This is a genomic window from uncultured Bacteroides sp. (assembly GCF_949298305.1).
Lineage (GTDB): Bacteria > Bacteroidota > Bacteroidia > Bacteroidales > Bacteroidaceae > Bacteroides.
In genome coordinates this window covers 60,883-83,214 of sequence record NZ_CASFWU010000001.1, presented here as the reverse complement: position 1 = coordinate 83,214, position 22,332 = coordinate 60,883, and the positions used below count along the sequence as shown (strand labels likewise).

The 22,332-nt window shown below is 62.5% G+C and carries 14 protein-coding genes; 4 read left to right on the top strand and 10 right to left on the bottom strand.

Annotation, left to right across the window (positions count from 1 at the left end; all coding sequences use genetic code 11):
• From Q1Y74_RS00310 to Q1Y74_RS00275, 8 genes are all read right to left on the bottom strand, one after another.
• On the bottom strand, positions 1-587 hold a 587-nt coding region (locus Q1Y74_RS00310), incomplete at its 3' end, for an AAA family ATPase (protein ID WP_300811696.1).
• A gap of 168 nt (positions 588-755) precedes the next feature.
• Positions 756-2,012, bottom strand: a complete 1,257-nt coding sequence (locus Q1Y74_RS00305) for a histidine-type phosphatase (RefSeq protein WP_300811695.1) — start codon at positions 2,010-2,012, stop codon at positions 756-758.
• Positions 2,013-2,097: 85 nt separating this feature from the next.
• A complete protein-coding gene (locus Q1Y74_RS00300; protein ID WP_300811694.1) occupies positions 2,098-3,501 on the bottom strand; it encodes a glycoside hydrolase family 28 protein in 1,404 nt (467 codons plus the stop codon).
• A 109-nt stretch (positions 3,502-3,610) separates the two neighbouring features.
• Complete coding sequence (locus Q1Y74_RS00295; RefSeq protein ID WP_300811693.1) at positions 3,611-5,959, bottom strand: GH92 family glycosyl hydrolase; 2,349 nt, start codon at positions 5,957-5,959, stop codon at positions 3,611-3,613.
• Positions 5,956-7,041, bottom strand: a complete 1,086-nt coding sequence (locus Q1Y74_RS00290) for a heparan-alpha-glucosaminide N-acetyltransferase domain-containing protein (protein ID WP_300811692.1) — start codon at positions 7,039-7,041, stop codon at positions 5,956-5,958. Before Q1Y74_RS00290 ends, Q1Y74_RS00295 begins: the two co-directional genes overlap by 4 nt.
• Before the next feature lie 434 nt (positions 7,042-7,475).
• The gene (locus Q1Y74_RS00285) at positions 7,476-9,638 is read right to left on the bottom strand and encodes an alpha-N-acetylglucosaminidase (protein ID WP_300811691.1); all 2,163 of its coding nucleotides are present in this window, start codon (positions 9,636-9,638) and stop codon (positions 7,476-7,478) included.
• A gap of 320 nt (positions 9,639-9,958) precedes the next feature.
• Positions 9,959-14,122 (bottom strand): two-component regulator propeller domain-containing protein, encoded by a 4,164-nt coding sequence (locus Q1Y74_RS00280; protein WP_300811689.1) that lies wholly within the window; start codon positions 14,120-14,122, stop codon positions 9,959-9,961.
• 106 nt (positions 14,123-14,228) lie between these two features.
• Complete coding sequence (locus Q1Y74_RS00275; RefSeq protein WP_300811688.1) at positions 14,229-16,100, bottom strand: alpha-L-fucosidase; 1,872 nt, start codon at positions 16,098-16,100, stop codon at positions 14,229-14,231.
• Positions 16,101-16,512: 412 nt separating this feature from the next.
• On the opposite strand from Q1Y74_RS00275, the gene Q1Y74_RS00270 reads away from it, so the two are divergent.
• From Q1Y74_RS00270 to Q1Y74_RS00255, 4 genes are all read left to right on the top strand, one after another.
• Positions 16,513-16,824, top strand: a complete 312-nt coding sequence (locus Q1Y74_RS00270) for an iron-sulfur cluster assembly protein (protein WP_300811687.1) — start codon at positions 16,513-16,515, stop codon at positions 16,822-16,824.
• 86 nt (positions 16,825-16,910) lie between these two features.
• On the top strand, positions 16,911-18,059 hold the full coding sequence (locus tag Q1Y74_RS00265; protein ID WP_300811686.1) for a TlpA disulfide reductase family protein: 1,149 nt from the start codon (positions 16,911-16,913) through the stop codon (positions 18,057-18,059).
• 146 nt (positions 18,060-18,205) lie between these two features.
• On the top strand, positions 18,206-18,970 hold the full coding sequence (locus Q1Y74_RS00260) for a UDP-2,3-diacylglucosamine diphosphatase (protein WP_300811685.1): 765 nt from the start codon (positions 18,206-18,208) through the stop codon (positions 18,968-18,970).
• Between the two features lie 313 nt (positions 18,971-19,283).
• Positions 19,284-19,493 (top strand): hypothetical protein, encoded by a 210-nt coding sequence (locus Q1Y74_RS00255; RefSeq protein WP_300811684.1) that lies wholly within the window; start codon positions 19,284-19,286, stop codon positions 19,491-19,493.
• A gap of 230 nt (positions 19,494-19,723) precedes the next feature.
• Here Q1Y74_RS00255 and Q1Y74_RS00250 read toward each other — a convergent pair whose 3' ends face one another.
• Entirely contained in the window at positions 19,724-21,127 is a 1,404-nt protein-coding gene (locus Q1Y74_RS00250; protein WP_300811683.1) for an alkaline phosphatase, read from the bottom strand.
• 71 nt (positions 21,128-21,198) lie between these two features.
• Entirely contained in the window at positions 21,199-22,320 is a 1,122-nt protein-coding gene (locus Q1Y74_RS00245; protein WP_300811682.1) for an Sb-PDE family phosphodiesterase, read from the bottom strand.
• Positions 22,321-22,332 lie beyond the last annotated feature (12 nt).

The window sequence follows — 22,332 nt, the reverse complement described above, 5'->3', positions numbered from 1 at the left end:
TTCGTCACGCCCGTCAGCAGTACGAACTGCAAGTGGCTGTCGGCTGCCTTGAAGACGGAGTAGAAGGCTTTCAGCACGTTGCGGTGGCGGTTCTCCAGCGTGGAATCCACATCCAGCACGTCCAGGATGGGTTTGTCGTACTCGTCTATCAGGACCACGGTGCGGCGGCCTGTCCGTTCATGGGCGGCACGCAGCACCTCTACAAAGCGGTCGCCGTAACCCAACTCGTTTTCGCGGCAAGGCAGTCCGTACCGCTTCTCCCACTCGGATATATGGAAGTTGATTTTCTTCTCCAATTCATCTGGATTGGTATAGTTGGTGCTGTTGAAGTCCACATGGAACACCGGATACACGGCCCACTCCGTCTCCAGCTGCTCGATGGCCAGCCCGCGGAACAAGTCCTTGCGGCCCTCGAAGTAGTTCTTCAAGGTGGACACCAGCAGGCTCTTTCCGAAGCGGCGCGGGCGGCTCAGGAAGTAGATGCTGCTCTCGTGGGTCAGCCGATAGAGCAAGTCCGTCTTGTCCACATAAACATAACCGTCATCGATGATGCGGTCGAAACTCTGTATTCCAATGGGGTATTTCATAAGCACAACGTTTTACTACTCCCGCAAAGATAAGGGATTCTATGAAAAAGAAAGAACGGAGGGAGGAGAAAATAACGCCGCCGACCGAGGAGGGCGCGCCAAAACAGAAGAGGGCACACAGATAGTGGCACTCCGTTTTGACACTCCCCCGCCGGGGGAATTACCCGTTCACCGCTCGCCAATCAGCTTTGCAAGATACTCGCGCACCGCAGTCCAGCGGTAATAAGGACCTGAAACAGGCGGGAGGGGCAGGCCGACTTCCCGCTCGTTGAGGAGCAGCTTCACCAGCACATCGCCCGCCGCATTGCGGAAGAAAACGAGTTGCAGGTTGGCCGCCATGGGCGAGATGGCATAGTCGGGCCACGCCTGCCCAAACTTCTCCATGTCCGTCTCCCGGTTAGCACAGCCCTCCACCTGCATCAACGCCAGCAGGCGGATGAGGTGCGTATCGTGTCCGAAGCGCAGGTCAGCCGCAGGCCGTCCCGACGCAATGGCCCGGTCGGCACTCTCCACGATGTTCCGCAACAGAGGGATGGCCTGGCGGGGCATCAGGCCGCCGTTGAGCGGGGCAGCGGCGTTGCAGATGTACATGCGGGCATTGACCACCTGCCAGACGCCCTTCAGCTCTTCGGGCGTGAAGAGGTCAAAGAAGCAGACGCCTTCCAGGTGGTCACAGTTCTGCACCACCACAGCGCTCCAGTAGAGGTTGGTGAAGAGGTCGACAGCCTTCCAGCCGGGTACCTCGCCGGGACGGGTAAGAAGGGCGCGCATCAGCCGCTGCGGACGGATGTGCTTCCGCTCGAAGGCTTGGAAATCCTTCCGCCAGGCCGCCGTGTCGGAGCAGAAGGCTTCGGCCTCGGGCGAAGTGTGGGCAATGTAGTCCATGTACTGCTGGTAGGCACGGCGCGTGACACGCAAGGCGGGATTCTGCTCCTTCAGGCTCTCGGTGAAGTAGCTCATGCTCATGGCACAACGCAGCGAGGTGGACGAGCGCGCGTCTACCACCGCACTGTCGGCAAACACCTGCGGGAAGTTGGCAAACATGCGCCGGGCAATGCCCCGGTGCTGGCGTTCGCCCAGCGGGGTGATGTTTCCGCTCCGTCCGCGGGCATCTTCCCACAGGCGTTGCAGGCGGCCTCGCACGTCCTCGCCCAATGCCGTCAGCCCGCCGCAGGCATGGAGGGAGTCAAACGTAACGACCAGCGAGCGATACTGCACGTCCTCCGTGCGCCAGCGCGAGCCGTGACGGCCGTAATGGCTGATGTAGAAAGGTTCGTAACCGTCCGGAGCCGGAGTCAGCCGCGCTGCGGGTTCGGGATAGGCATAATAGATGCCGCCCATCTGCTCGTTGGTGGGCACTGGCTGTGCCACGGCCGCCAAGGCCAGGCACAGAAACGCAAAGAGGGGAAGAAGGATGCGGGTCATTTTTCAGATTTCAGATTGATGATTTCAGATTTCAACACAGAGGAGACCTAAGGAATCTCCGTGATTCTCAAGAGCTTTATTCCGCCTAACGGCTTACGACCACGCCCGTCGAAGCCTTCTGCTTCAGCAGCTGGCCCGAAGCGGCGGCAGGCGGCACGTCGCCCCACGTGAGGCGAGGACGGTTGATGAAGACGTCGCTGGCGGTGTCTATGTAGAAGCCGTACACCTGGTCGGAGACGAAGCCCTCGCCCACGCAGGGACGCTTGTCGTACACGCCGCCCGGATAGTCGGTGCGCTTCAGCAGGCGGAGGTCGATGTCGTCAAAGTAGATGTGGTTCACCTTACCCGGCACGTCGCCGCCCACAAAGACGCCGTTCTCGCTGATGCACTTCACGCGCGAGAACCAGATGTGGCTCACCTCGCCGCAGCGCCCCTCGGTGGCACCCTTGGGGAAGCGCCAGCCCGCGTCCTTGTGGTTGCCCACGGCGCGCGGATAGGAAGTGACGTAGATGGGCTCGGCCTTGCCCCACCACACGTCCGACCACAGGCGGCAGTCCACAATCAGGTTGTCGAACACCACGTTGGTCACCGTGCCTTCGTCGCGGTTCTGGATGCCGATGCCGCGGTTGCTGTCGCGGACGATGCAGTTGCTGAACAGGACGTTGTTGATGGAGTCCATGTTCTCGGAGCCAATCTTGATGGCGCAGGAGCGGGACACCATGGTGCAGTTGGTCACCACCACGTCCTCGCACGAGCCGTACTCCTCGAACTCGCGGCGGTTCTTCAGGCAGACGCAGTCGTCGCCCGACTCGATGTAGCAGTTGGCTATGCGCACGTGGCGCGAATGGTCCACGTCGATGCCGTCGCCGTTGCGTATCTTCAGGTTGTTGCGGATGCTGATGCCGTCTATCAGGGCATCCTTGCAGCCGATGAGGTGGACCGTCCAGTAGGGGCTGTTGCAGAGGGTGACGTCGCGGATGACCAGGCGGTCTACGGCCTCCAGCGTCAGCACGTGCGGACGGGGGTCAAAGTCGGTGACGGGCTTCAGCTCGTAGGAGTCTTCCAGCTCGCGGCCCATGAAGGCCACGCCGTTGCCGTCGATGGTTCCCGTGCCCGTGATGGACACCTGCTTCAGGTTCTTGCCGCTGATCCACATCATGCCCTCGCCGCGGTTCTCGCGGAAGGCGCTTTCGGTGTAGGCTTTCTCGTCGGGGTTGGCCAGCAGGCGGGCATTGGGCTCCAGATGGAGGTCGACAAACGAAGCCAGCCTGAAGGGGCTGCACAGGAAGGTATGCCCCGCAGGCACCACCACCCGGCCGCCGCCCGCACGGGTACAGGCGTCGATGGCCGCCTGCACGGCGGGGGCATCGTCGGTCTGCCCGTCGCCCACGGCGCCATAGTCCATGATGTTGTACACACGGTCTGCCTGCTTCGGCGCCCCGCAGGCGGCCAGCAGCAAGCAACAGAAGGTGAAAAGAAGGGTTCGCATGGTATGAATGGTAATGGTTAATGATTAATGGTTAATGATTAATGGTTAATTCTTCATTCTTAATTTTTAATTTTTAATTTTTAATTTTTAATTCTTCATTCTTCATTCTTCATTCTTCATTCTTAATTTCCGGCGGGCAGTCCTCCTTCCGGCTGCCCCAGTCCTTGCAGGGTTGTGAGGTCATCTCCAGCTCCAGGGTGCCGCCCCGCACGAGGTCGGCGTGGTCCAGGTAGTTCTTCGTATAGGGCCGGCCGTTGAGCGTGGCGCGGCGGATGTAGATGTTCTCTGCCGAAGCGCCCACGGCCCGGATGGTAAACGGTTTACCTCCTTCGGGACGGAGGGTGACGACGGGAAACTGCGGACTGGCCAGCAGGTAATAGGGCGTGCCGGGACAGACGGGATAGAAGCCCAGGGCGGCGAAGAGGTACCAGGCGGACATCTGGCCCGCATCGTCGTTGCCCGCCAGACCGCCGGGCGTGTTGTGGTACTCGGTGGAGAGGATGTGGCGCACGGCCCGCTGCGTCCGCCACGGCTCACCGGCATAGTTGAACATGAAGGCCACCTGGTGGCAGGGCTCGTTGCCGTGCCAGTAGCGTCCCTGCGTGAACATGGAGTCGAGCCTGGCGACGTAGGCCTCGCGCCCGCCCATCAGTTCCATCAGGCCGTAGGGGTCGTGGGGCACGTACCACGTGTAGTGGCAGGGCGCTCCCTCGGTGATGAAGCGGGCAAAGCGGAAGGCATTGTCCTCGCTGAGGAAAGTGCCGTCGGCGTGGCGGCCCTGGGCGTAGCCCGTGCGCGGGTCTATGACGTGACGGTAGTTGCGGGCACGTCCGCGCAAAGCCTTTGCATCGTCCGTGCGGCCCAGGGCGGCGGCCACCTGCGCGAGGGCAAAGTCGTCGTAGGCATACTCCAGCGTGCGCGACACCTGCTCGCGGGTGTGGAACGCATCGGGCACGCTGTCCTCCAGCGGGATGTAGCCGTACTTCAGGTAAGAGTCCAGCGCGCGGCGGCCCATGCCGTCGCGGTACTCCTGCAGGGTGGACGGCCGGCAGAAAGCATTTTTACGCAGGCCTTCGTAGGCAGCCTCCAGGTCGAAGCCGGTGACGCCCTTCACGCAGGCATCGGCCACGACGGCGGCGCAGTGGTCGCCTATCATGGCGGAGGTATAGCTGTTCCAGCAGGGGAAGATGGGCATCCAGCCGCCCTGCCGGTATTTCAGGACGAGCGACTGCATCATCTCGCCCCCGCGCCGCGGAGTCAGCAGGTTGACCAGCGGGTGAAGCGCCCGGTAGGTGTCCCACAGGCTGAAGTCGTCGTAATACGTCCGGCCTTCGGGAAGCTGCATCACGGGACGGCCCGAAGCGAAGGCGGGATAGCGCCCGTCGGCGTCGTTGAGCGTGCGGGGCAGGAAGCTGGCGCGGTAGAAGGCGCCGTAGAACTGGCGCAGGGCGGCGAGGTCGTCGCTCTCCACCTCTATCAGCCCGAAGCGCCGCTCCCAGATGGCGGTCAGCTCCCGGCAGGTGCGGTCGAAGTCCCAGTGAGGAATCTCGGCACGCAGGTTGGCAAGGGCGCCCGCCTCGTCCACGAAGGAGGAGGCCGCCTTGACCAGCAGGGCCTCGCCGGCAGCGACGTCAAACTCCACATAGGCTCCCACGGCCGGGCCGCCCGCCTGCACGGAGCCTGCCGTGAGCGTACTGCCCGCAAAGGTGCCGAAGGCCGACGCCGGCTTCTGCCACTCCACCACGAAGTGCCCGCTGAAACCCGCCGGTTCGCCCCACCCCTGGTAGATGCGGTGGACGGGGTTGTAGCCGTAGAGGCGGCGGTGCAGGGTGTCGATGCGCACAAAGCCCATCCCCTCGTCGCTGTTGGGGTTCACCACCAGGTAGGCCTTGCCCGCCTGGTCGTAGGTGAAGCGCAGCAGGGCCGAACGCGAGCGTCCGGTCAGCTCGGCACGGATGCCCTCGTCCGGCAGGCGGACGGCATAGCGGGCGGGCGTGGCCACCTCGTCGGCATGGGAGAAGCGCGAGGCGCGCTCCTCGGGCTGGCAGCGCAGGGTGCCATAGAGGGGCATGAGGGTCATGGAGCCGTAGTCCTGCGTGCAGCCGCCCACAATCCAGTGGGAGTTGCGGAAGCCCTGCAGCAGCGTGTCGGCGTAGTAATAGGGGGCGACACACTTCTTCTCCGTGTCGCGCGTCTGGGGGGTCCAGAAGTTCATGCCGTTGGGCTCGAGCACGGCGGGCAGGGTCTGTCCGTACTCCTCGGAGCCGCGCCCGAAGAGGCCCGCCGTGCGCGTGGTGCTGGCGGCGGTGCCGACACGGGTGTCGATGTCGGCCACGAGCGACGGGCCACAAGCTACGCGCGACGGGCTGCAAGCTACGAGGAACGAGCTACAAGCTACGAGCGACCAGCTACGGGCTACGAGTGACAAGCTACGGACGATGAACGAGAGCGGTTTCATAACTTAATATAGATTTTCTTGCGGTACAACGGCCATCCCGCCGCCCCCATGAGCAGCATGAACAGCAGCGAATAGAAGGCGGAAGCCAGGTAGGGGTCGGGCACGAGCGCAAGGATGGCGCCGTAGACCGGGGGCTTGACGCCCGTTACACTGATGACAATGGCCAGCAGCTCGCTGAGCACGTAGAGGAACAGCGGATTGACGCCGAACACCTCGAAGAAGCGGCACCAGCGGCGCTTGTCCTTCAGGTCGATGAAGTACATCAGCGTGGCCTGAAGCATGGCGGCCAGGCCGCACGTGGCCAGCGCGAACGAGGGCGACCAGATGCGCTTGTTGAGCGGCAGGGCCTCGGTGAGCAGGAAGCCGGCGGACATGAGCAGGAAACCCGCCACGAACAGGCCGATGACCTTCTTGCCCAGCGTGTCGGACTCCATGATTATCCGCCCGCAGCAGAAGCCTATCAGCGTGTGGGCTATGGACGGCAGGGTGCTGAACAGGCCTTCGGGGTCAACGGGGCTCTTGCGGTAGAGCAGGTCGGCGCCCAGCAGGCGGCGGTCGATGACGGAGAGCAGGTTGGTCTCGTCGGGGGCGTAGCCGTTGGCCGCCAGCAGCACCACGCCGTAGGCCGCCAGCACCCCGCCCGCAATCCAGCCCATCCACTTGTGGGGCAGGTAGAGGGCCAGGAAGGAGGCGGCGCAGTAGCAGAGGGCAATGCGCTGCAGCACGCCCGTCAGCCGCAGGTGGTCGAAGGGCAGGAAGTCGCCCTTGCAGGCGTACTCGAACCAGTGGATGCCGATGCCTATCAGCAGGATGAGCAGCGTGCGCTTCAGCACCTTGCGCACCACCGTGCCCGACGGGCGGAACTGGTACTTGCGCAGGGCGATGTAGGTGGAGACGCCCATGATGAAGAGGAAGAAAGGAAAGACCAGGTCGCAGGGGGTCATGCCGTTCCAGGCGGAGTGGCGCAGCGAGTCGTACGACTGGGGGCCGCCCGCGTTGTTCACCACAATCATGCCGGCCACGGTGATGCCGCGCAGCACGTCGAGCGAGAGGAGTCTCTTTTTGGGCTTTGCTTCAGGCATAGGAGTTTTTGAGTTTTTGAGTTTTTAAGTTTTTTAGTTAGTTGACGAGGGGACGAGGCGACAGACCACGAGGGAAGAGCCGGAGGTCAGTTGACGAGGGGACGAGGCTTCAGACCACGAGGAAGAGCCGGAGGTCAGTTGACGAGGGTCGAGGCTTCAGGCAACGAGGAAGAGCCGGAGGTCAGTTGACGAGGGGACGAGGCTTCAGGCCACAAGGAAGAGCCGGAGGTCAGTTGACGAGGGGACGAGGCTTCAGGCCACAAGGGGATTGGGGTTCTAAGTTCCTGCGTCCCTTGCACTCTTGTCAACTTGTCCCTTGCACCTTTATCAACTTGTCCTTGTACCCTCGTTAACTTGTCCTTGTACCCTCGTTAACTTGTCCTTGTACCCTCGTTAACTTGTCCTTGTACCCTCGTTAACTTGTCCCTCGTCAACTAAAACTTCTCCCGCAGCAGCTTCATGGCCGCCTTGGCCTCGTCCACCGGATTGCCTTCGGGCGCGGCCCCATAGGGGTTCCTGGCCAGCGTCCAGGGCTCTTCCATGGCGTAGTAGTCCAGGATGACTTCGGGCTTGCCGTCCAGCTGGTCCTGCAAGGTCTTCCAGTAGGCCTCCCAGCGCTTGTAGTAGAAGTCGCGCAGGATGCCGTTCCACTCCTTGTGGGCATAGTCGCGCAGGCCGCCGTCGTCGGCACAGGTGCGGTTGCCCCAGGTGGTTATCTGCACGCGGGCGTTCCACTCGTAGAGGTCCTGCTCCTGGGGCGTGGTTCCCGCCCGGCGCGCCTGCTCAATCCAGCGTCCCACGCGGAACTCGCTGCGGGTGCCCAGCAGGCGGTCCTGCTGCAGCAGCAGGGCGAGGAAGCGCTGCGAGTCGCGGGCAAAGCTGCGCTTGTCGAAGCTCTTGAAGTCGGCCACGGTGCGGTTGTAGACGATGCGTCCCTCGTCGGCCAGCGCCTGGCGCACGATGTCCACCAGGTCGTACTCGAAGTTGTTGTTGCCGCGGTACTTGTCCGCCACCTCCACCATCAGCGCGGCGGCCTCGGCGGTGAGGGTGGGGTCGTAGTAGTTGGCCATCTTGGACCAGCTGCTCACCTGGAAGTTGTTCAGCGTGGGCCGCCCGCAGAAGATGGACTCGTGGGGGCCCTGCTGGTTGTTGCCGAAGGGGCAGTTGTAGATGGAGTTGGCCAGGATGGTCCACGCCTGTTCAATCTTCGGGTCGCGCACACCATAGCGGGCAAAGAGGTAGTCCTTCAGCCACTCTTCCTTGGTGAATTTCTCGGGACGCCACGGCAGCTCGCACATCAGCTCGAACATCACAGGATTGTTCTCCGAACCTTCCATAGTCAGGCCGATGCCCTTCAGGTGGGCGGCCAGCGGATGGGTCTTGGTGAGGTAGAAGTTGTTGAGCAGCTGGTCCATGCGGCCGTGCAGGCCCACGTTTCCGCCGAAGTTCTCCAGCATGCAGAACACCCAGTCGTGGTGTCCGTAGCCCTTCTCGCGCTTCCAGATGGAGGGGATGCCCCACATGGGGCGGCACTCGCTGAAGAGATCGAGGATGAGCAGGTCGCCGTTCGCAAGGTTCCTGATCATGTCCGGGCGCGGGTTCTCCGTCCATCCCTGCACCACCCAGACGGCTTTTGGGTTCACCTTCTTCATTTCGCCCATGATGGCCTTTCCGGCTGCGTCAAAGTCCACACCTTCGGCATTTCCCGCCTCGTGGAAGGGGTCCATGGAGTAGAAGTCGGCCGTGCCGAAGAGCTTCTTCTGCTCGGCGTAGTAGAGGGAGGCAATCTCGGAGTAGCGGGCGTCGGTGGGCTGCAGGAAAGCGGGCCGCACGAAGCCGTTCCACAGTTCGGGCTTGGCGATGTTCAGCCCCAGCTTGGTGTCGGCGTCGTGGGGCACCATGCCGCTGTATCCCGGGAAGACGGGCCGGATGCCGTATTCCTTCATGCGCTTCAGTATCTTTTTCTGCAAGGCCTCCTGCCGGGCATACCAGCTGTCGGGGTTGGGTCCGCCCCACCCTTCCAGGTTGTTCATGGCCCACCAGGCCAGGAAGGCGGGGCCGGCAATGAAGCGGTTCACCTCGTCCGGCGTGTAGCCCAGCTTGAGCAGCATGTTGCGCCAGATGCACTCCTGACCGACGGCGGCCAGGGGCAGGTTGATGCCGTGCAGGGCCATCCAGTCAATCTCCTTCTCCCAGCGGTCCCAGTCCCAGAAGGCCATGGTGTAGGAGTAGGTGCAGTAGTTGAAGTCGTAGCGCAGGCCCAGGCCGGTCTCCTTGCGCAGGGGTTCCTTGACGGGCGGCAGCACGTCGGGCAGCTTGGCCTGCATCCCGTTCCAGGAGAGGTGGATGCCGGCGTAGTATTTCAGGTACCAGTTGATGCCGGTGGCAATGCTGACGTAGCTGTTGCCGCGCACCAGCACCTTGGCGCCCTTCTGCCCCAGCTCGAAGAAGTCCTTGTCGCCCTTCTTCAGCTCGATGGCAAACTTGCGCGAGGCGCCTTTGTCTATTCTTTCCAGCAGTCCGTCGATGGGGCCGGCCAGCAGCTGTACCGTCCATGCGGACAGCAGGAGCACGAGTAATCCGATTCTGTTTTTCATAATAAGTCCGTTTTTCAAAGAGTTCAAAGATTCCGGAATCCGGCGCGAAGAGCCCTTCCTGCCGATTCCATTTCATGACATCGCAAAAATAAGCCTTTTCAAGGCTCGGCAGGGAGAAAATAGGAAAGATTGGGGGGAATATAGTAAAAAAAGGCGGAAATCGGGTCTCAGGCCCTGCCTGCACGGCGCGCGCACCGTGCTTGCACCGTCCGCACACCATGCAGGCATCGTCCGCGCACCGTGCAGGCATCGTCCGGACACCGTGCTTGCACCGTCCGGACGCCGCCCCGCCGCCCCCCCTGCGAGGCGTTGCGCGCGGGCTACTTCTTGAGGATGCTGCTGGGCAGGCAGCCGAAGAGTTCCTTGAAGCACTTGGTGAAGTACTTCGGGTCGTTGAACCCCACGGCATAGGCAACCTCGGAGACATTGACGCCGGCCGCCCCTTCCTGAATCATCTGCCGCGCCACGTTCAGGCGGTAGTTCTTCATGAACTGCCCGATGGGCTGTCCCGCCAGGGCCTGCATCTTGTTGTTCACAAGGGTCTTGCTGTAGCCCATGTCGCGCACGAAGCAGTCCAGGTTGTACTCCGGGTCGGCGTAGTTCTCCTTCATCAGTTCGGCGGCCCGGGTCAGGAAGCGGTGGTCGCGCGACTCCTCGCGCACGGGTATGTCCTCCACCCGGCTGCCCGCCGAGAAGAGGCGGCGGTACTTGGCCTGCATCTCCAGGATGTTGCGCACCCTGAACAGGAGCACTTCCTCGTCGAAGGGCTTGCAGAGGTACTCGTCCACCCCGATTTCAAAGCTGCGCTTCTCCTGCGCCTCCGAGCGGACGGCGGTCAGCATCAGGAAGGGGATGTGCGAAGTGGCCAGGTTCTCCTTCACGCGGCGCGACAGCTCCATGCCGTCCATGACGGGCATCATCAGGTCGCTGACAATGAGCGACACGGTGTGCTCCTGCAGCAGCCGCAGGGCCTCCTGGCCGTCGGCGGCCTCCAGCAGGCGGTAGTCCTTGCCCAGCAGCGAGGCTATGTAGGCGCGCATGTCGCGGTTGTCGTCCGCCACGAGGATGGTGTCCCGCTTCTGTCCGGTCGCCGCGGGCTCCTGCGGCGTGCCGGCGGCGGGCAGCTCCTCCACGGCGCCGGCGGCGGGCAGCGGGGCGGCGGCGGGTACCAGCGGGATGAGGATGCGCAGCGAGGCTCCGCGTCCGGGGTTGTTGCGGGCAAAGATGCGTCCGCCGTGCAGGTTCACAATCTTCCGGCAGAGGAAGAGGCCGATGCCCGTGCCCCCCTGTACGCCGGCTTCGCGCGCACGGCCCCGCCTGGACTGGTAGAAGCTGTCGAAGATGCGCGCCATGTCCTCCTCGGCAATGCCATAGCCCGTGTCGCAGACGTTGATGTAGAGCAGGTCGCCCCCGCTGTTTCCCTTCACGGCGGCCACGTAGATGTCGATGCGTCCGCCGTCGGGGGTGAACTTGATGGCGTTGGACACGAGGTTAATCATCACCTTGCGCATGTAGGGCATGTCCAGCATCAGGCACGGATGGTCCTGCAGGCGGTAGTGGGCGGCGAGCCCGATGCCCCGCTCGCGGGCAAAGACCTTGAAGGGCAGCAGCAGCCCGGTCAGAAAGGCCTCCATGTTGCAGGGCTTCACGTCCAGCACCACGCGGTCGGCCTCCAGCTTGCGGAAGTCCAGCAGCTCGTTCACCAGCGAGAGCAGGTAGTCCGAGTTGCGTCCGGCAATCTCCAGCTGGGCCTTCACGTCGGGGTCTGTCACCACCTTCAGGGCGTGCCCGATGGGGCCGTGTATCAGCGTCACGGGCGTGCGGAACTCGTGGGTGATGTTGGTGAAGAAGGAAATCTTCTCCTCCGTCACCTCCTCCACGTGGCGGGCCATCAGCTCCAGCTGCTCGTTGCGCAGGGCCAGCTCGCGGGTGCGCTCGTCCACCATGCGCTTCAGCTCGGCCTTCTGCCTGGCGTAGCGCTTCATCTTGCGCAGGTAGAACAGCTGCACGGCCAGCAGCGACAGCACCACGGCCGATGCGATGAACCAGGGCGTCTTGTAGAAGTAGGGCACGACGCGCACCTTCAGCTCGGCCAGGTGTCCGGACCACCGGCCGCTCTCGTCCGTGGCCTTCACCTGAAGGACATAGTTGCCGGCCGGCACCGCCGTATAGCGGGCCACGGGGCTGCCCGGCGGCGTCTCGTTCCACTCGCTTTCATACCCCTTCAGGCGGTACATGTAGCGGATGCGCCCGCTGTTGCCGTAGTTCATGGTGGTCAGGGCTACGGAGAAGCGGCTCTCCCGCTCGTGCAGCCTGATGGCCTCAGCCGTCGAGATGTCCTGCTCCAGGAAGTCGCCCGAGGCAGGAAAGACCGGGTTGCCCGCCACGGTGAGCGACGACAGGCGCACGCGGGGCTCGGCCAGCGAGTCGGCCCCGCTGTCGGGCGTCACGGCCAGCAGTCCCGCCGCCGTGCCCAGGAAGAGGCGGTCGTAGCGCCCGGAGTAGCAGATGGCGTTGCGGTAGTAGGGCATCACGGGCAGGCCGTCCTCGGACGTGTAGCAGGCAAAGGTGCCGTTCGCGGGGTCCATGCGCGCCACGCCGTCGGTGGTCACCACCCACAGGCAGCCCGCTCCGTCCTCGGCCAGGCCCGTCACGGTGTTGTCCGGCAGGCCGTCGCGGGTCGTGTAGTTCAGAAAGCGGAAGCGGCTTCCGCCCCCCTCGTCCAGGCGGTAGAGCCCGTCGCCGTTGCCGCCCAGCCAGATGGTGCCGTCGCGGCTCTCCAGCAGCACGTTTATCTTCTCCATCCGCAGGCTCTCGGGGTGGTCCAGCTTGTACTTCAGCAGGGTGTAGCCAAAGTGGCGGCGCGACTTGGCAAACGAACGCAGGTCAATGACAAACACTCCCTGCGTGGTCCCTGCCCAGAGGCGGCCGCGGCGGTCGGCCAGCAGAGCCTGGATGGCGTCAAACTCGTTGTTCTGCCCGTCGAGCAGGGCGCGGTCGAAGGTGCCCGTGCGGCGGTCGTAGAACAGCAGCCCGCGGGTGGAGCCGAACCAGATGCCCCCGTTCAGCGTGTCCTCGCAGGCGCTGCTGATGAAGTCGCCCTTCAGCGTAGGCACCTCTTCGCGGGTGTAGCGCCTGAAGCGGCCCTCCGCCCTCCCCTCGGGGGCAAGCTCGTTGATGCCCACGCCCCAGGTGTAGGCCCAGAGGTGGCGGTGCGAGTCGGCCAGCAGCCCGTTCAGCGTATTGTTGCTGATGGAAGTGAGGTCGTCGGGCGAGAAGCGGTAGCACGCCGTCTCCTCCGCAGACGGATTCCAGCAGGCCAGTCCGTGCTCCGTCAGGGCCGCCCAGATGTTTCCGTCGCTGTCCTGGCAGATGGCGTTCACGGGAATGCTTTTCCCCTCGCGTTCCCAGGGGTTGTGCCACAGCTCGGTGCGCAGCCGCTTGGGCGAGAGCAGGTTGATGCCGCCCGTCTCCGTGCCCAGCCAGATGGTCTCGCCCGCGGTGAAGACGCAGTCGATGGCGTTGCAGTTGACCGAGGCATAGGGCTGCGCGCCGTTCTGGCGGATGAAGGCGAAGGTGTCCGTCTCCCGCTGGTAGACGTTCACTCCGTTCAGGGTAGACACGATGAGGTGTCCCTGGCGGGTCAGCTTGATGTCCGTGATGTAGGCCTGGCTCAACATGCCGGGCCGGTGGGTGGAATAGCGGTAGCGCTTCAGGCTGCGCGTGTCAGGGTCGTAGCGGAACAGGCCCCGGTTGGAGCCAATCCACAGCAGGCGTCCGTCGGTCTGCATGCACGAGATGCGCCAGTCTTCGCTGAAGGGCGGCAGGCTGTCGCTCAGGGGGACGGCCACCAGGCGGTGAGGCTCCTGCCTGACCAGGCGGCACACCTCGTTGCCCACGCCGGCACACACCGCGCCGTCCACCTCGGCCAGGGCCCTCACCGACGCGCCGCTCCCCTCCAGCCAATGGTAATCGGCAATGCCGTCCCCGCCGTCGGGCTCCAGGCACCACAGCCCGCCCGAGGCGGCTATCCACAGGCAGCCCTCGCGGTCCTTGTAAAGGGTATGGACGGACTCGGACATCAGGCGGCGCAGGGCGCTGTCGGGCGGAAGCTCGAGCGGGGCCGGCGCATACGTGCGCAGGTCGATGAGGTCTATGCCTCCCTCCGAGGCCACCCACAGGCGCTTCCGGTTGTCCTCGCAGAGCTTCCGCACGAAGTCGCTCTTCAGCCTCACGGGCCCGGCCTGCGAGTGGAGGTGGAGCATCTGGTAGCCGTCGTAGCGCACAATGCCCTGGTGCGTGGCCGCCCAGACGAAGCCTTCGGAATCCTGAATGATGTCGTCAACAAAGCAGTTGGGAAGACCGTCCTTCTCCGTGATGAAGTGGAAGTTGTACTTGGCGAAGAAACGCTCCACCGCCGTCTGCCCGCCAGCGGACAGGGTGCCGCCCAGGAGGACAATCAAAATCAGCATTCGCAGTTGCATATCTGTATTTCTGTTTCGTTTCGTAAGTTGGTTGACAGGGCCGCAGGCCACGTGCCCGGCCCGGAGCGCCGCAAACGGCGTGTGCCGCCGGAGGCGGGCAACGGACTCATTCGCCCTCAAGCATGCCCACCTCGGCAGCCGAGGTGCAGGACAGGCCGTCTATCTCTTCGAGCGGCACCAGGCGGAAGTAGCGCGCCTCTACCGTCCGACCGAAGCTGACGGTCTGCGGAATGGGGTTGTTCTTGATGTTGCTGAACTCGGCCCGCTCCACACGCGGCGTCCACGTCTGCCCGTCGGTACTGGTGTAGAAGCTGTAGCGGAAGACGGTGCCCGACTGGTCGCCGTCCGACACGGGCACGTAGACAAAGCCCCTGACGCGGTGCGTCTGCCCCATGTCCACGGTGAGGGCCTGCAGGCCCTGCGCCCGCCAGACGGTCTGCACGTCGCCGTCGACAGCCTGTGCGGCCCCGGCGGGCAGCCCCGTCACCCGCCAGCCTGCGGTGGGTATGCCGCCCGGCTCCGGCCGCTCTCCGGCCTCGTCCAGCGAGGGCAGCCGGTAGGCGCCGACGGCCGAGATGAGCGCCTGCCCGCGGCTTTGCAGCACGGTGAGGCGCAGGCGCGAAGTGCGTACGTCGGGGATGCGCAGCAGGCGCTTGTAGCCCACGGTGGTGGCCGCGGCCACTTCCTTCCAGCCGCCGTCCGTCCAGGCCTCAAGCCTGAACGCCTCGACACGCTGCCCCCGGGCAATGTCCTCCTGCACCATCAGGGTGTTCACGGTGGTCTCGGCATCGAGGTCGTACACCTTCGACTCGCCCGCGGCGGCTTTCCAGTAGGGGACATCCTTCACGCGGTTGTCCGCAAAGGCCCTGCGCAGGTAGTCGCCCAGCTCCTTCAGGCGCGCCACGTCGGCGTCGGCCAGGCGTCCGCGGCGGTCGGGCGGCACGTTGAGCAGCAGCACCGAGTTGCGCCCCACCGACTCCAGGTAAATCTCCACCAGCTTGGACAGGGACTTGACCTGCGCGTCCTCCTGCGCGTGGTAGAACCAGCCCGGACGGATGGACACGTCCACCTCGCTCGGGTACCAGAACAGCTCACCGGCCCGGGCCAGCAGCTCGCGGCTGCCCAGGTCGGCCGACTTGGGCGCGATGCCCAGCTCCCGGTTCTGCCGGGCGGCACGCCCGTAGGCGTCGGGGGTGAGCACGGTGGCGCTCCACTCCGTCTCGCGTCCGTAGCCGCGCTCGTTGCCCACCCAGCGCACGTCGTCGCCCTGGATGGCCACCACGGCCTGGGGCTGCAGCCGGCGGATGAGGCGGTGGTAGGCATCCCAGTCGTAGACCTGCTTCTTGCCGTTGGGGCCCTCGCCGCAGGCGCCGTCAAACCACACCTCGTGGACGGTGCCGTAGTTGGTGAGCAGCTCCGTCAGCTGCTCCATGAAGAAGCGGTTGTAGGCAGGCGAGTCGCCGTAGCAAGCGGCGTTGCGGTCCCAGGGCGAGAGGTAGACGCCGAACTTCATGCCCAGCTTGTCGCAGGCATCCTTCAGCTCGCGCACCACGTCGCCCTTGCCCCCCTTCCAGGGCGAGGAGGCCACGGAGTGCGCCGTGGTACGTGTGGGCCACAGGCAGAAGCCGTCGTGGTGCTTGGCGGTGAGGATGACCAGCTTGAAGCCGCCCTCCTTCAGGGCACGCACCCACTGCTCGGCATCGAGGCCGGTGGGGTTGAACAGCCGGGGCGACTCCTTGCCGTCGCCCCACTCGCGGTCGGTAAAGGTATTGATGCCGAAGTGCAGGAAGGCGGTCAGCTCCAGCTTCTGCCACTCCAGCTGGCGGTCGGCGGGCCTCAGCCGCGAAGCCATCTCCACCTTCTGCTCCAGCGTGGTGCCGGGGGCAAACTTCACTTGTTTCACATAATCCTCACCGGCCTGCTGGCCGTACATGTTCAGAAAAGGGAACAGCAGAGAGATAAACAGTGTCTTTTTCATGACATAAAATATTGTTGAAAGGTCCGTAATTGCATTGGAACGTACAAAAATAAGCAAATAATGTGAATCGGCCGTTGAAAATGCGCCGGAATCCGACGCCGCCCCCCCGATTTGCCGAAAGGGGCAAGCGGCGGAGACCGGCCCCGCACGTCCGGCTCTCCGGGCCGCCGCCCCCCGCTTCCGCACGGCGTCCCGCACCGTGCAAGCATGGTCCGCGCACCGTGCAAGCATGGTCCGCGCTCCGTGCAAGCATGGTCCGCGCACCATGCAGGCATGGCCTGCGGACGATGCAGGCGGCCGCCGGAAGAGCGGACGGAACGGGCGGCATGCCTGCGCTTTAACGCAGGCAACTCTTTGCCGTTTCAACAAAAATCTTTAGCTTTGCCCGTCTAAAAACCAATGCTGAAAAGATATGACCAAATTTGAAACCGAAGAGAAGATTGTGGCTATGCTGAAAACGGTCTTCGACCCCGAAATACCCGTCAACGTCTACGACCTGGGCCTCATCTACAAGATAGACGTGGCCGACGACGGCAGCGTCAACATCGACATGACGCTCACCGCGCCCAACTGCCCCGCGGCGGACTTCATCATGGAGGATATCCGCCAGAAGATAGAGAGCATCGATGGCGTCAGCGCCGCCACCATCAACCTCGTCTTCGAACCCGAATGGGACAAGGACATGATGAGCGAAGAAGCCAAACTGGAACTGGGATTTTTGTGACAGCTACGAGCTACAAGTAGCTCGTAACCCGTAACTCGTAGCTTGTAGCTCGTAGCTCGTAGCTAAATATAAATCAACGATTGGAAATGAAAAAGAATGTATGTCTGCTGGCCGCCGCTCTTCTTGCAGCCGCCTGCCAGCCGTCCGCACAGCGGACAACGATTGAAGGCACGCTGGAAGGCGTGGAAAGTGACACACTGCTGATGAGAAGCGTATCGTACGACGCGCAGGGACGGAGAGACGCCTCGCGCCTGGACACCGTGCCCATGCAGGCCGGACGCTTCAGCATCAGCCTGCCCAACGACAGCACACCCACCGAAGTCTACCTCTACGCCAAGCCCAAGGGCAACCTGGCCATGTCCATGACCGTGCGCCCCGTGACGACGCTGGTCTTCCCGGGACAGACGGTGACCCTCAGCGGCTCCATGGACGACTGCCTCGTGGAGGGAGGCGACTTCCACCGCGCCATGAACGAGATTAAGGAACAGACCAAGCCCTACACAGACCGCATGAACGCCGTCACCGCCACCCTGAACGAGCGGCAGAAGAACGGCACCCTGGACGAGGCCACCATGGACTCGCTACGCGGCGTCTACAACGAGGCCCTCGACCAGGTGTTCGGCGTACACGAGGCCTACGTGCGCCAGCACCCGGACGACGACCTCTCCGTCTACCTCGTCTCCAGCATGGGACAGGGCAAGGCCAAGGAACTCATGCCGCTGCTGACCGACCGCGCCAAGAACGGCGCGCTGAAGGGCCTCGGCCTGGCCATGCAGAAGGCCATCGAGGAGACCCAAGCACGCGAGAAGGCACGCGCACAGGTGGTTGAGGGAGCCGAAGCGCCGGACTTCACCCTGAAAGACCTGAAGGGCAACGACCTCGCCCTCTCCTCGCTGCGCGGCAAGTACGTGGTGCTGGACTTCTGGGGCAGCTGGTGCGGCTGGTGCATCAAGGGCATCCCCGACATGAAGAAGTATTACACCAAGTACAAGGACCGCATGGAGATACTGGGCATTGACTGCCGCGACACGGAAGAGGCCTGGAAGAAGGCCGTGGAGAAGCACGAACTGCCGTGGCTGCACGTGCGCAATACGGACGAGGCAGACGTCACCGTAAAGTACGGCATACAGGGCTACCCCACCAAGATTGTCATCGACCCGCAGGGCAAGATTGCCAAAGTGGTGGTGGGCGAAGACCCGGCCTTCTACACCTATCTGGACGAACTGTTCAAATAAGAGATTTGAAGAAGTTAAAGGAGTTAGAAGAAGTTATCGTCCGTCTAAGACGGACCGGGAAGTTAAAGCCCATGCTTTTCAGAATGATTTATGGGCATAACTTCTTCCAACTTCAAAACTTGCAAACTTAAAACATCAAGCCTGATATGAAGAACGTATATTTCCTTTCAGACGCACATCTGGGCTCGCGCGCCATCGAGCACGGACGGACACAGGAACGCCGACTGGTGAACTTCCTGGACAGCATCAAGCACAAGGCGGCCGCCGTCTACCTGCTGGGCGACATGTTCGACTTCTGGTACGAATTCAAGACCGTGGTGCCCAAGGGCTACACGCGCTTCCTGGGCAAGCTGTCCGAACTGACCGACCTGGGCGTGGAGGTACACTTCTTCACGGGCAACCACGACATCTGGTGCGGCGACTACCTGACCAAGGAATGCGGCGTGGTCCTGCACCGGAAGCCGCTCACCACCGAAATCTGCGGCAAGGAGTTCTACCTGGCGCATGGCGACGGGCTGGGCGACCCGGACCGCAAGTTCAAGGTGCTGCGCACCCTCTTCCACAGCCGTACGCTGCAGACGCTGTTCTCGGCCCTGCACCCGCGCTGGAGCGTGGAGCTGGGGCTGACCTGGGCCAAGCACAGCCGCCTGAAGCGCGTGGACGGCAAGGACCCCGACTACATGGGCGAGAACAACGAGTACCTGGTGCTCTACACCAAGGAGTATCTGAAGAGCCATCCGGACATCAACTTCTTCATCTACGGACACCGCCACATCGAACTGGACCTGATGCTGAGCCAGACGGCCCGCGTCCTCATCCTGGGCGACTGGATCAATTTCTTCACCTATGCCGTGTTCGACGGCGAGAACCTCTTCCTGGAACAGTACATCGAGGGGGAAAGCAAACTATGATTGGGCATGGCGTGCGGCGCGGGACGATGGACCACGCCGCAAAGCATGCCTGACCGCCCACCGTCCAATAACGCCGTTAAATAACGCTCCGCCCGCAAACCTTTTGCGGGCGGAGGCGTTTATGTCTGCGTAACAATTCAAATCGGTTTAATAAATGCGTGCTTGTCCGAGCGGAAAAGCCCGGCAAGCCAATGGATTGGAGAGTGTGCGCCGCAGTACACGCCGTGAGGCCGCAAGTGCGGTGCGCCTCTTTTCCGCCAGAGCCGCCGTTACACCCCGAACTTGATGTACAACCCTTTAACGAACAATGAATATGGATGATATGATATACAGAGATGACTCCATTGCCGAAGAGAACCTGGACCCTCACGGCACACCCGCCTCCGACTATTTCGAGGAATGGAGCGAAGAGATGTCCGAGCGTACCGACCTCGGCTACCACTACCGGCAACCCGCCTCCGACGAAGAACGCCGCAAACGGCTGGAGGAGATGGAGGAGATTGTGAAGAAAGAAGTGGAATAGCGGTGAGTGGTGAGCGGTGAGCGGTTAGTATGCCCTGCGGCTTGTACGTGTAGGGGCGGGGTCGGCCCGCCCTGTGTAGCGCAACCTTGGGGGGACAGTTGACGAATGGACCACAGATGACACAGATTAAAGCAGATTGGCACAGATTATTTTTTTCTGCGTAAATCTGCGTTAATCCGCGTTTCATCCCCCTACTAACCGCTCACCGCTCACCACTCACCACTAATCACTCACCACTTGTACCCCGCCGCCTTGGCTATGCGTTTGGGTATGTCGGTGTTGTCCATCTTGCCCATGAACAGCTTGGAGCCTGCGCCCACGGCATAGACGGGGACGTACTCGGCCGAGTGGCTGGTGGTGGTCCATCCCAGTCCGGCTATCCGGCTCATCACCTGCTTGGCGGCTGCGGCCAGGGGTTCGGTCTTGGAGTAGAGCGTCTCTTCAAAGACCACCTTGTTCTTCACGAAGGAGTCCTCGTATTCGTCGCGCAAGAGCCTTTCCTGCTCCCACGTCAGGGGCAGCTTGTCCCAGAAGCCCATGCGCTCGGCCAGCAGCGCCTTCACGTCTTCCCACTTCACCTGGCTTCCCTTGGCCTTGCGCAGGTCGGTGATGGCGCGCGAGAGCAGGTCGGCCGACTGCTTCTGGCAGTCCAGCGCCTTCAGGTTCAGCGTGTAGCCGCGCGTGCCCATTCCCAGTCCGCCGGTCTCGTGGTCGGCCGTTACGACAATGAGCGTCTCTTTGGGGTGTTTCTTGTAGAACTCGTAGGCCACGCGGATGGCGTTGTCCATGTCCACCACCTCGCTGACCACCGTTGCGGGGTCGTTGTTGTGGCAGGCCCAGTCAATCTTTCCGCCCTCCACCATGAGGAAGAATCCCTTTCTGTTGTCCCGGGTGAGGAAGTCGATGGCACTCTCCGTAATCTGCGCCAGGGTGAGGTCGCCCTCGCGGCGGTCTATGGCGTAAGGCAGGTCGGTGGCCTCAGCCCCTTCGGGCTGCACCAGAATCATCTTCTGCGCGCCGTCGGCCTTCGTGCGGTACTCGTCCAGTCCGCGGGCCAGGGTGTAGCCGGCCTGCTCGAAGACGGGGTAAATGGACGGTGCCTCCTTCTTGTCGAAAGTGGTGGCGGGCATCAGGAATCCGCCTCCGGCATAGAAGTCGAAGTCCGCTTCGGGCAGCTGGAGGGCTATCTCGTAGTACATGTCGCGGTCCGGCTGGTGGGCATAGAAGGATGCCGGCGTGGCGTGGTCCACACTGACGCTGGTGGTGACGCCGACCTTTCTGCCGGCACGCTTGGCCCGCTCGGCCACGCTCATCAGCCGTTCTTTGTTGACATCTACGCCGATGGCGCCGTTATAAGTCTTGTGGCCCGTGGCAAGCGCTGTTCCGCCGGCCGACGAGTCGGTGATGGAGTTGGTTGCCGAGTAGGAAGTGGCCATGCCTGCCACAGGGAAAGAGGCAAAGCACAACGGCTCGATGCCGATGCGTCCCTGCTGTTCGGCCAGATACATCTCGGTTGTGTTCACCTGGTTCAGGCCCATGCCGTCGCCGATGAAATAGAATACATACTTAGCCTGCTGTGCCCGGACTGCAACAGCCACCAGCAGCAGGAGTGTCAAATACGTCAATCGTTTCATAAATATGATGTTAGGTTAATAAATACAAGCAAAGGTAGGCATTTTCGGCCTACCCTTGCCCCTATTTTTCGTTAAAACAACGAAACTTCAATGCTTTGCTTATAGGCTGTCAGCAAGTTCGTCACCTTATAAGAAACGGGGTGCGCGCCGTCTTTGGGCACCGCCACCACCACCGACGCTCCGGCCGGCAGCTGAATGCACGAGGGATACCCCTTTGCCTCTGAAGCCGCTTCGAGCCGGAAAGGGACATCGCACGTATTGGTCAGCGTCACATACGACAAGGTCTCGGTCGTGTAATGCGAAGGCTGCACACGGACAGCCCCTTCAAAAAACTTCTTCAGGTAGTCTTCCTTACCAATCAGGGTATCGAAGAACCAGATGAGGGTGCGATGGTCGAACAAGGCCTCCTTGATGGCAGCCTGCGTACGCTCCTTGGCCAGTACCAGCGTCAGCGGACGGTGAGCCGTCTGCTTCCTGTCATACAGCCGTTCGACGACATCGTGCACATCGGTGTTGGCCATCAGGGTCAGGTCTTTCTCCTTGGCCCATTCCAGGGCCTTGGGATACCACTCGAACTCGTTGAACACCTCGATGCCGTTCAGCAGTCCTTCTTTCCAGAGCTGCTCGTGCATGTCGTGCCACTTCACTTCCTCGACGTTCCAGCCCGGATGGTTCCAGAAGATATAGGCTCCCTGTCTGCGGGCTTCCCTCAAGACTTCCACCACATCGTCCTTCTGCAAGGAGTCCACATCGCTCAGGAAAAGGGCATTGAGATGTCCGGGCGGCATGGAGCGGCTGATTTCGCCTCCTTTTATCAGAATGATGCCACGGCGCAAGGCCTCGCCTTCGGCATTCTTGAAGGCCAGGTCCAGGTCGCCCTTCTTCATGCCCTCGCGGGCGGGCTGCCCTTCAATGTGGTCGCTCAGGGCAATGGCGTCGAGCCCCTCTTCCCAGGCCTCGTTCACACGCAGCGAAGGCCACACGATGCCGTCGGAGAAAACGGTGTGGATGTGGAAATCGCACTTCAGCAGTTCGTAGCCGTCAATCTGCGGCAGCCTGATGTCGTGACGTACTTTCACCCTCTCCTGCCCCATCTTGATGCGGTCGGGCAGTTCTTGTGTTTGCTGGGCAGACATTCCGCTCCAGCAGGCGGCAGCCAAAGCTACCGTCATCAGCAATCTTTTACTTTTCATTTCTTCACTTTA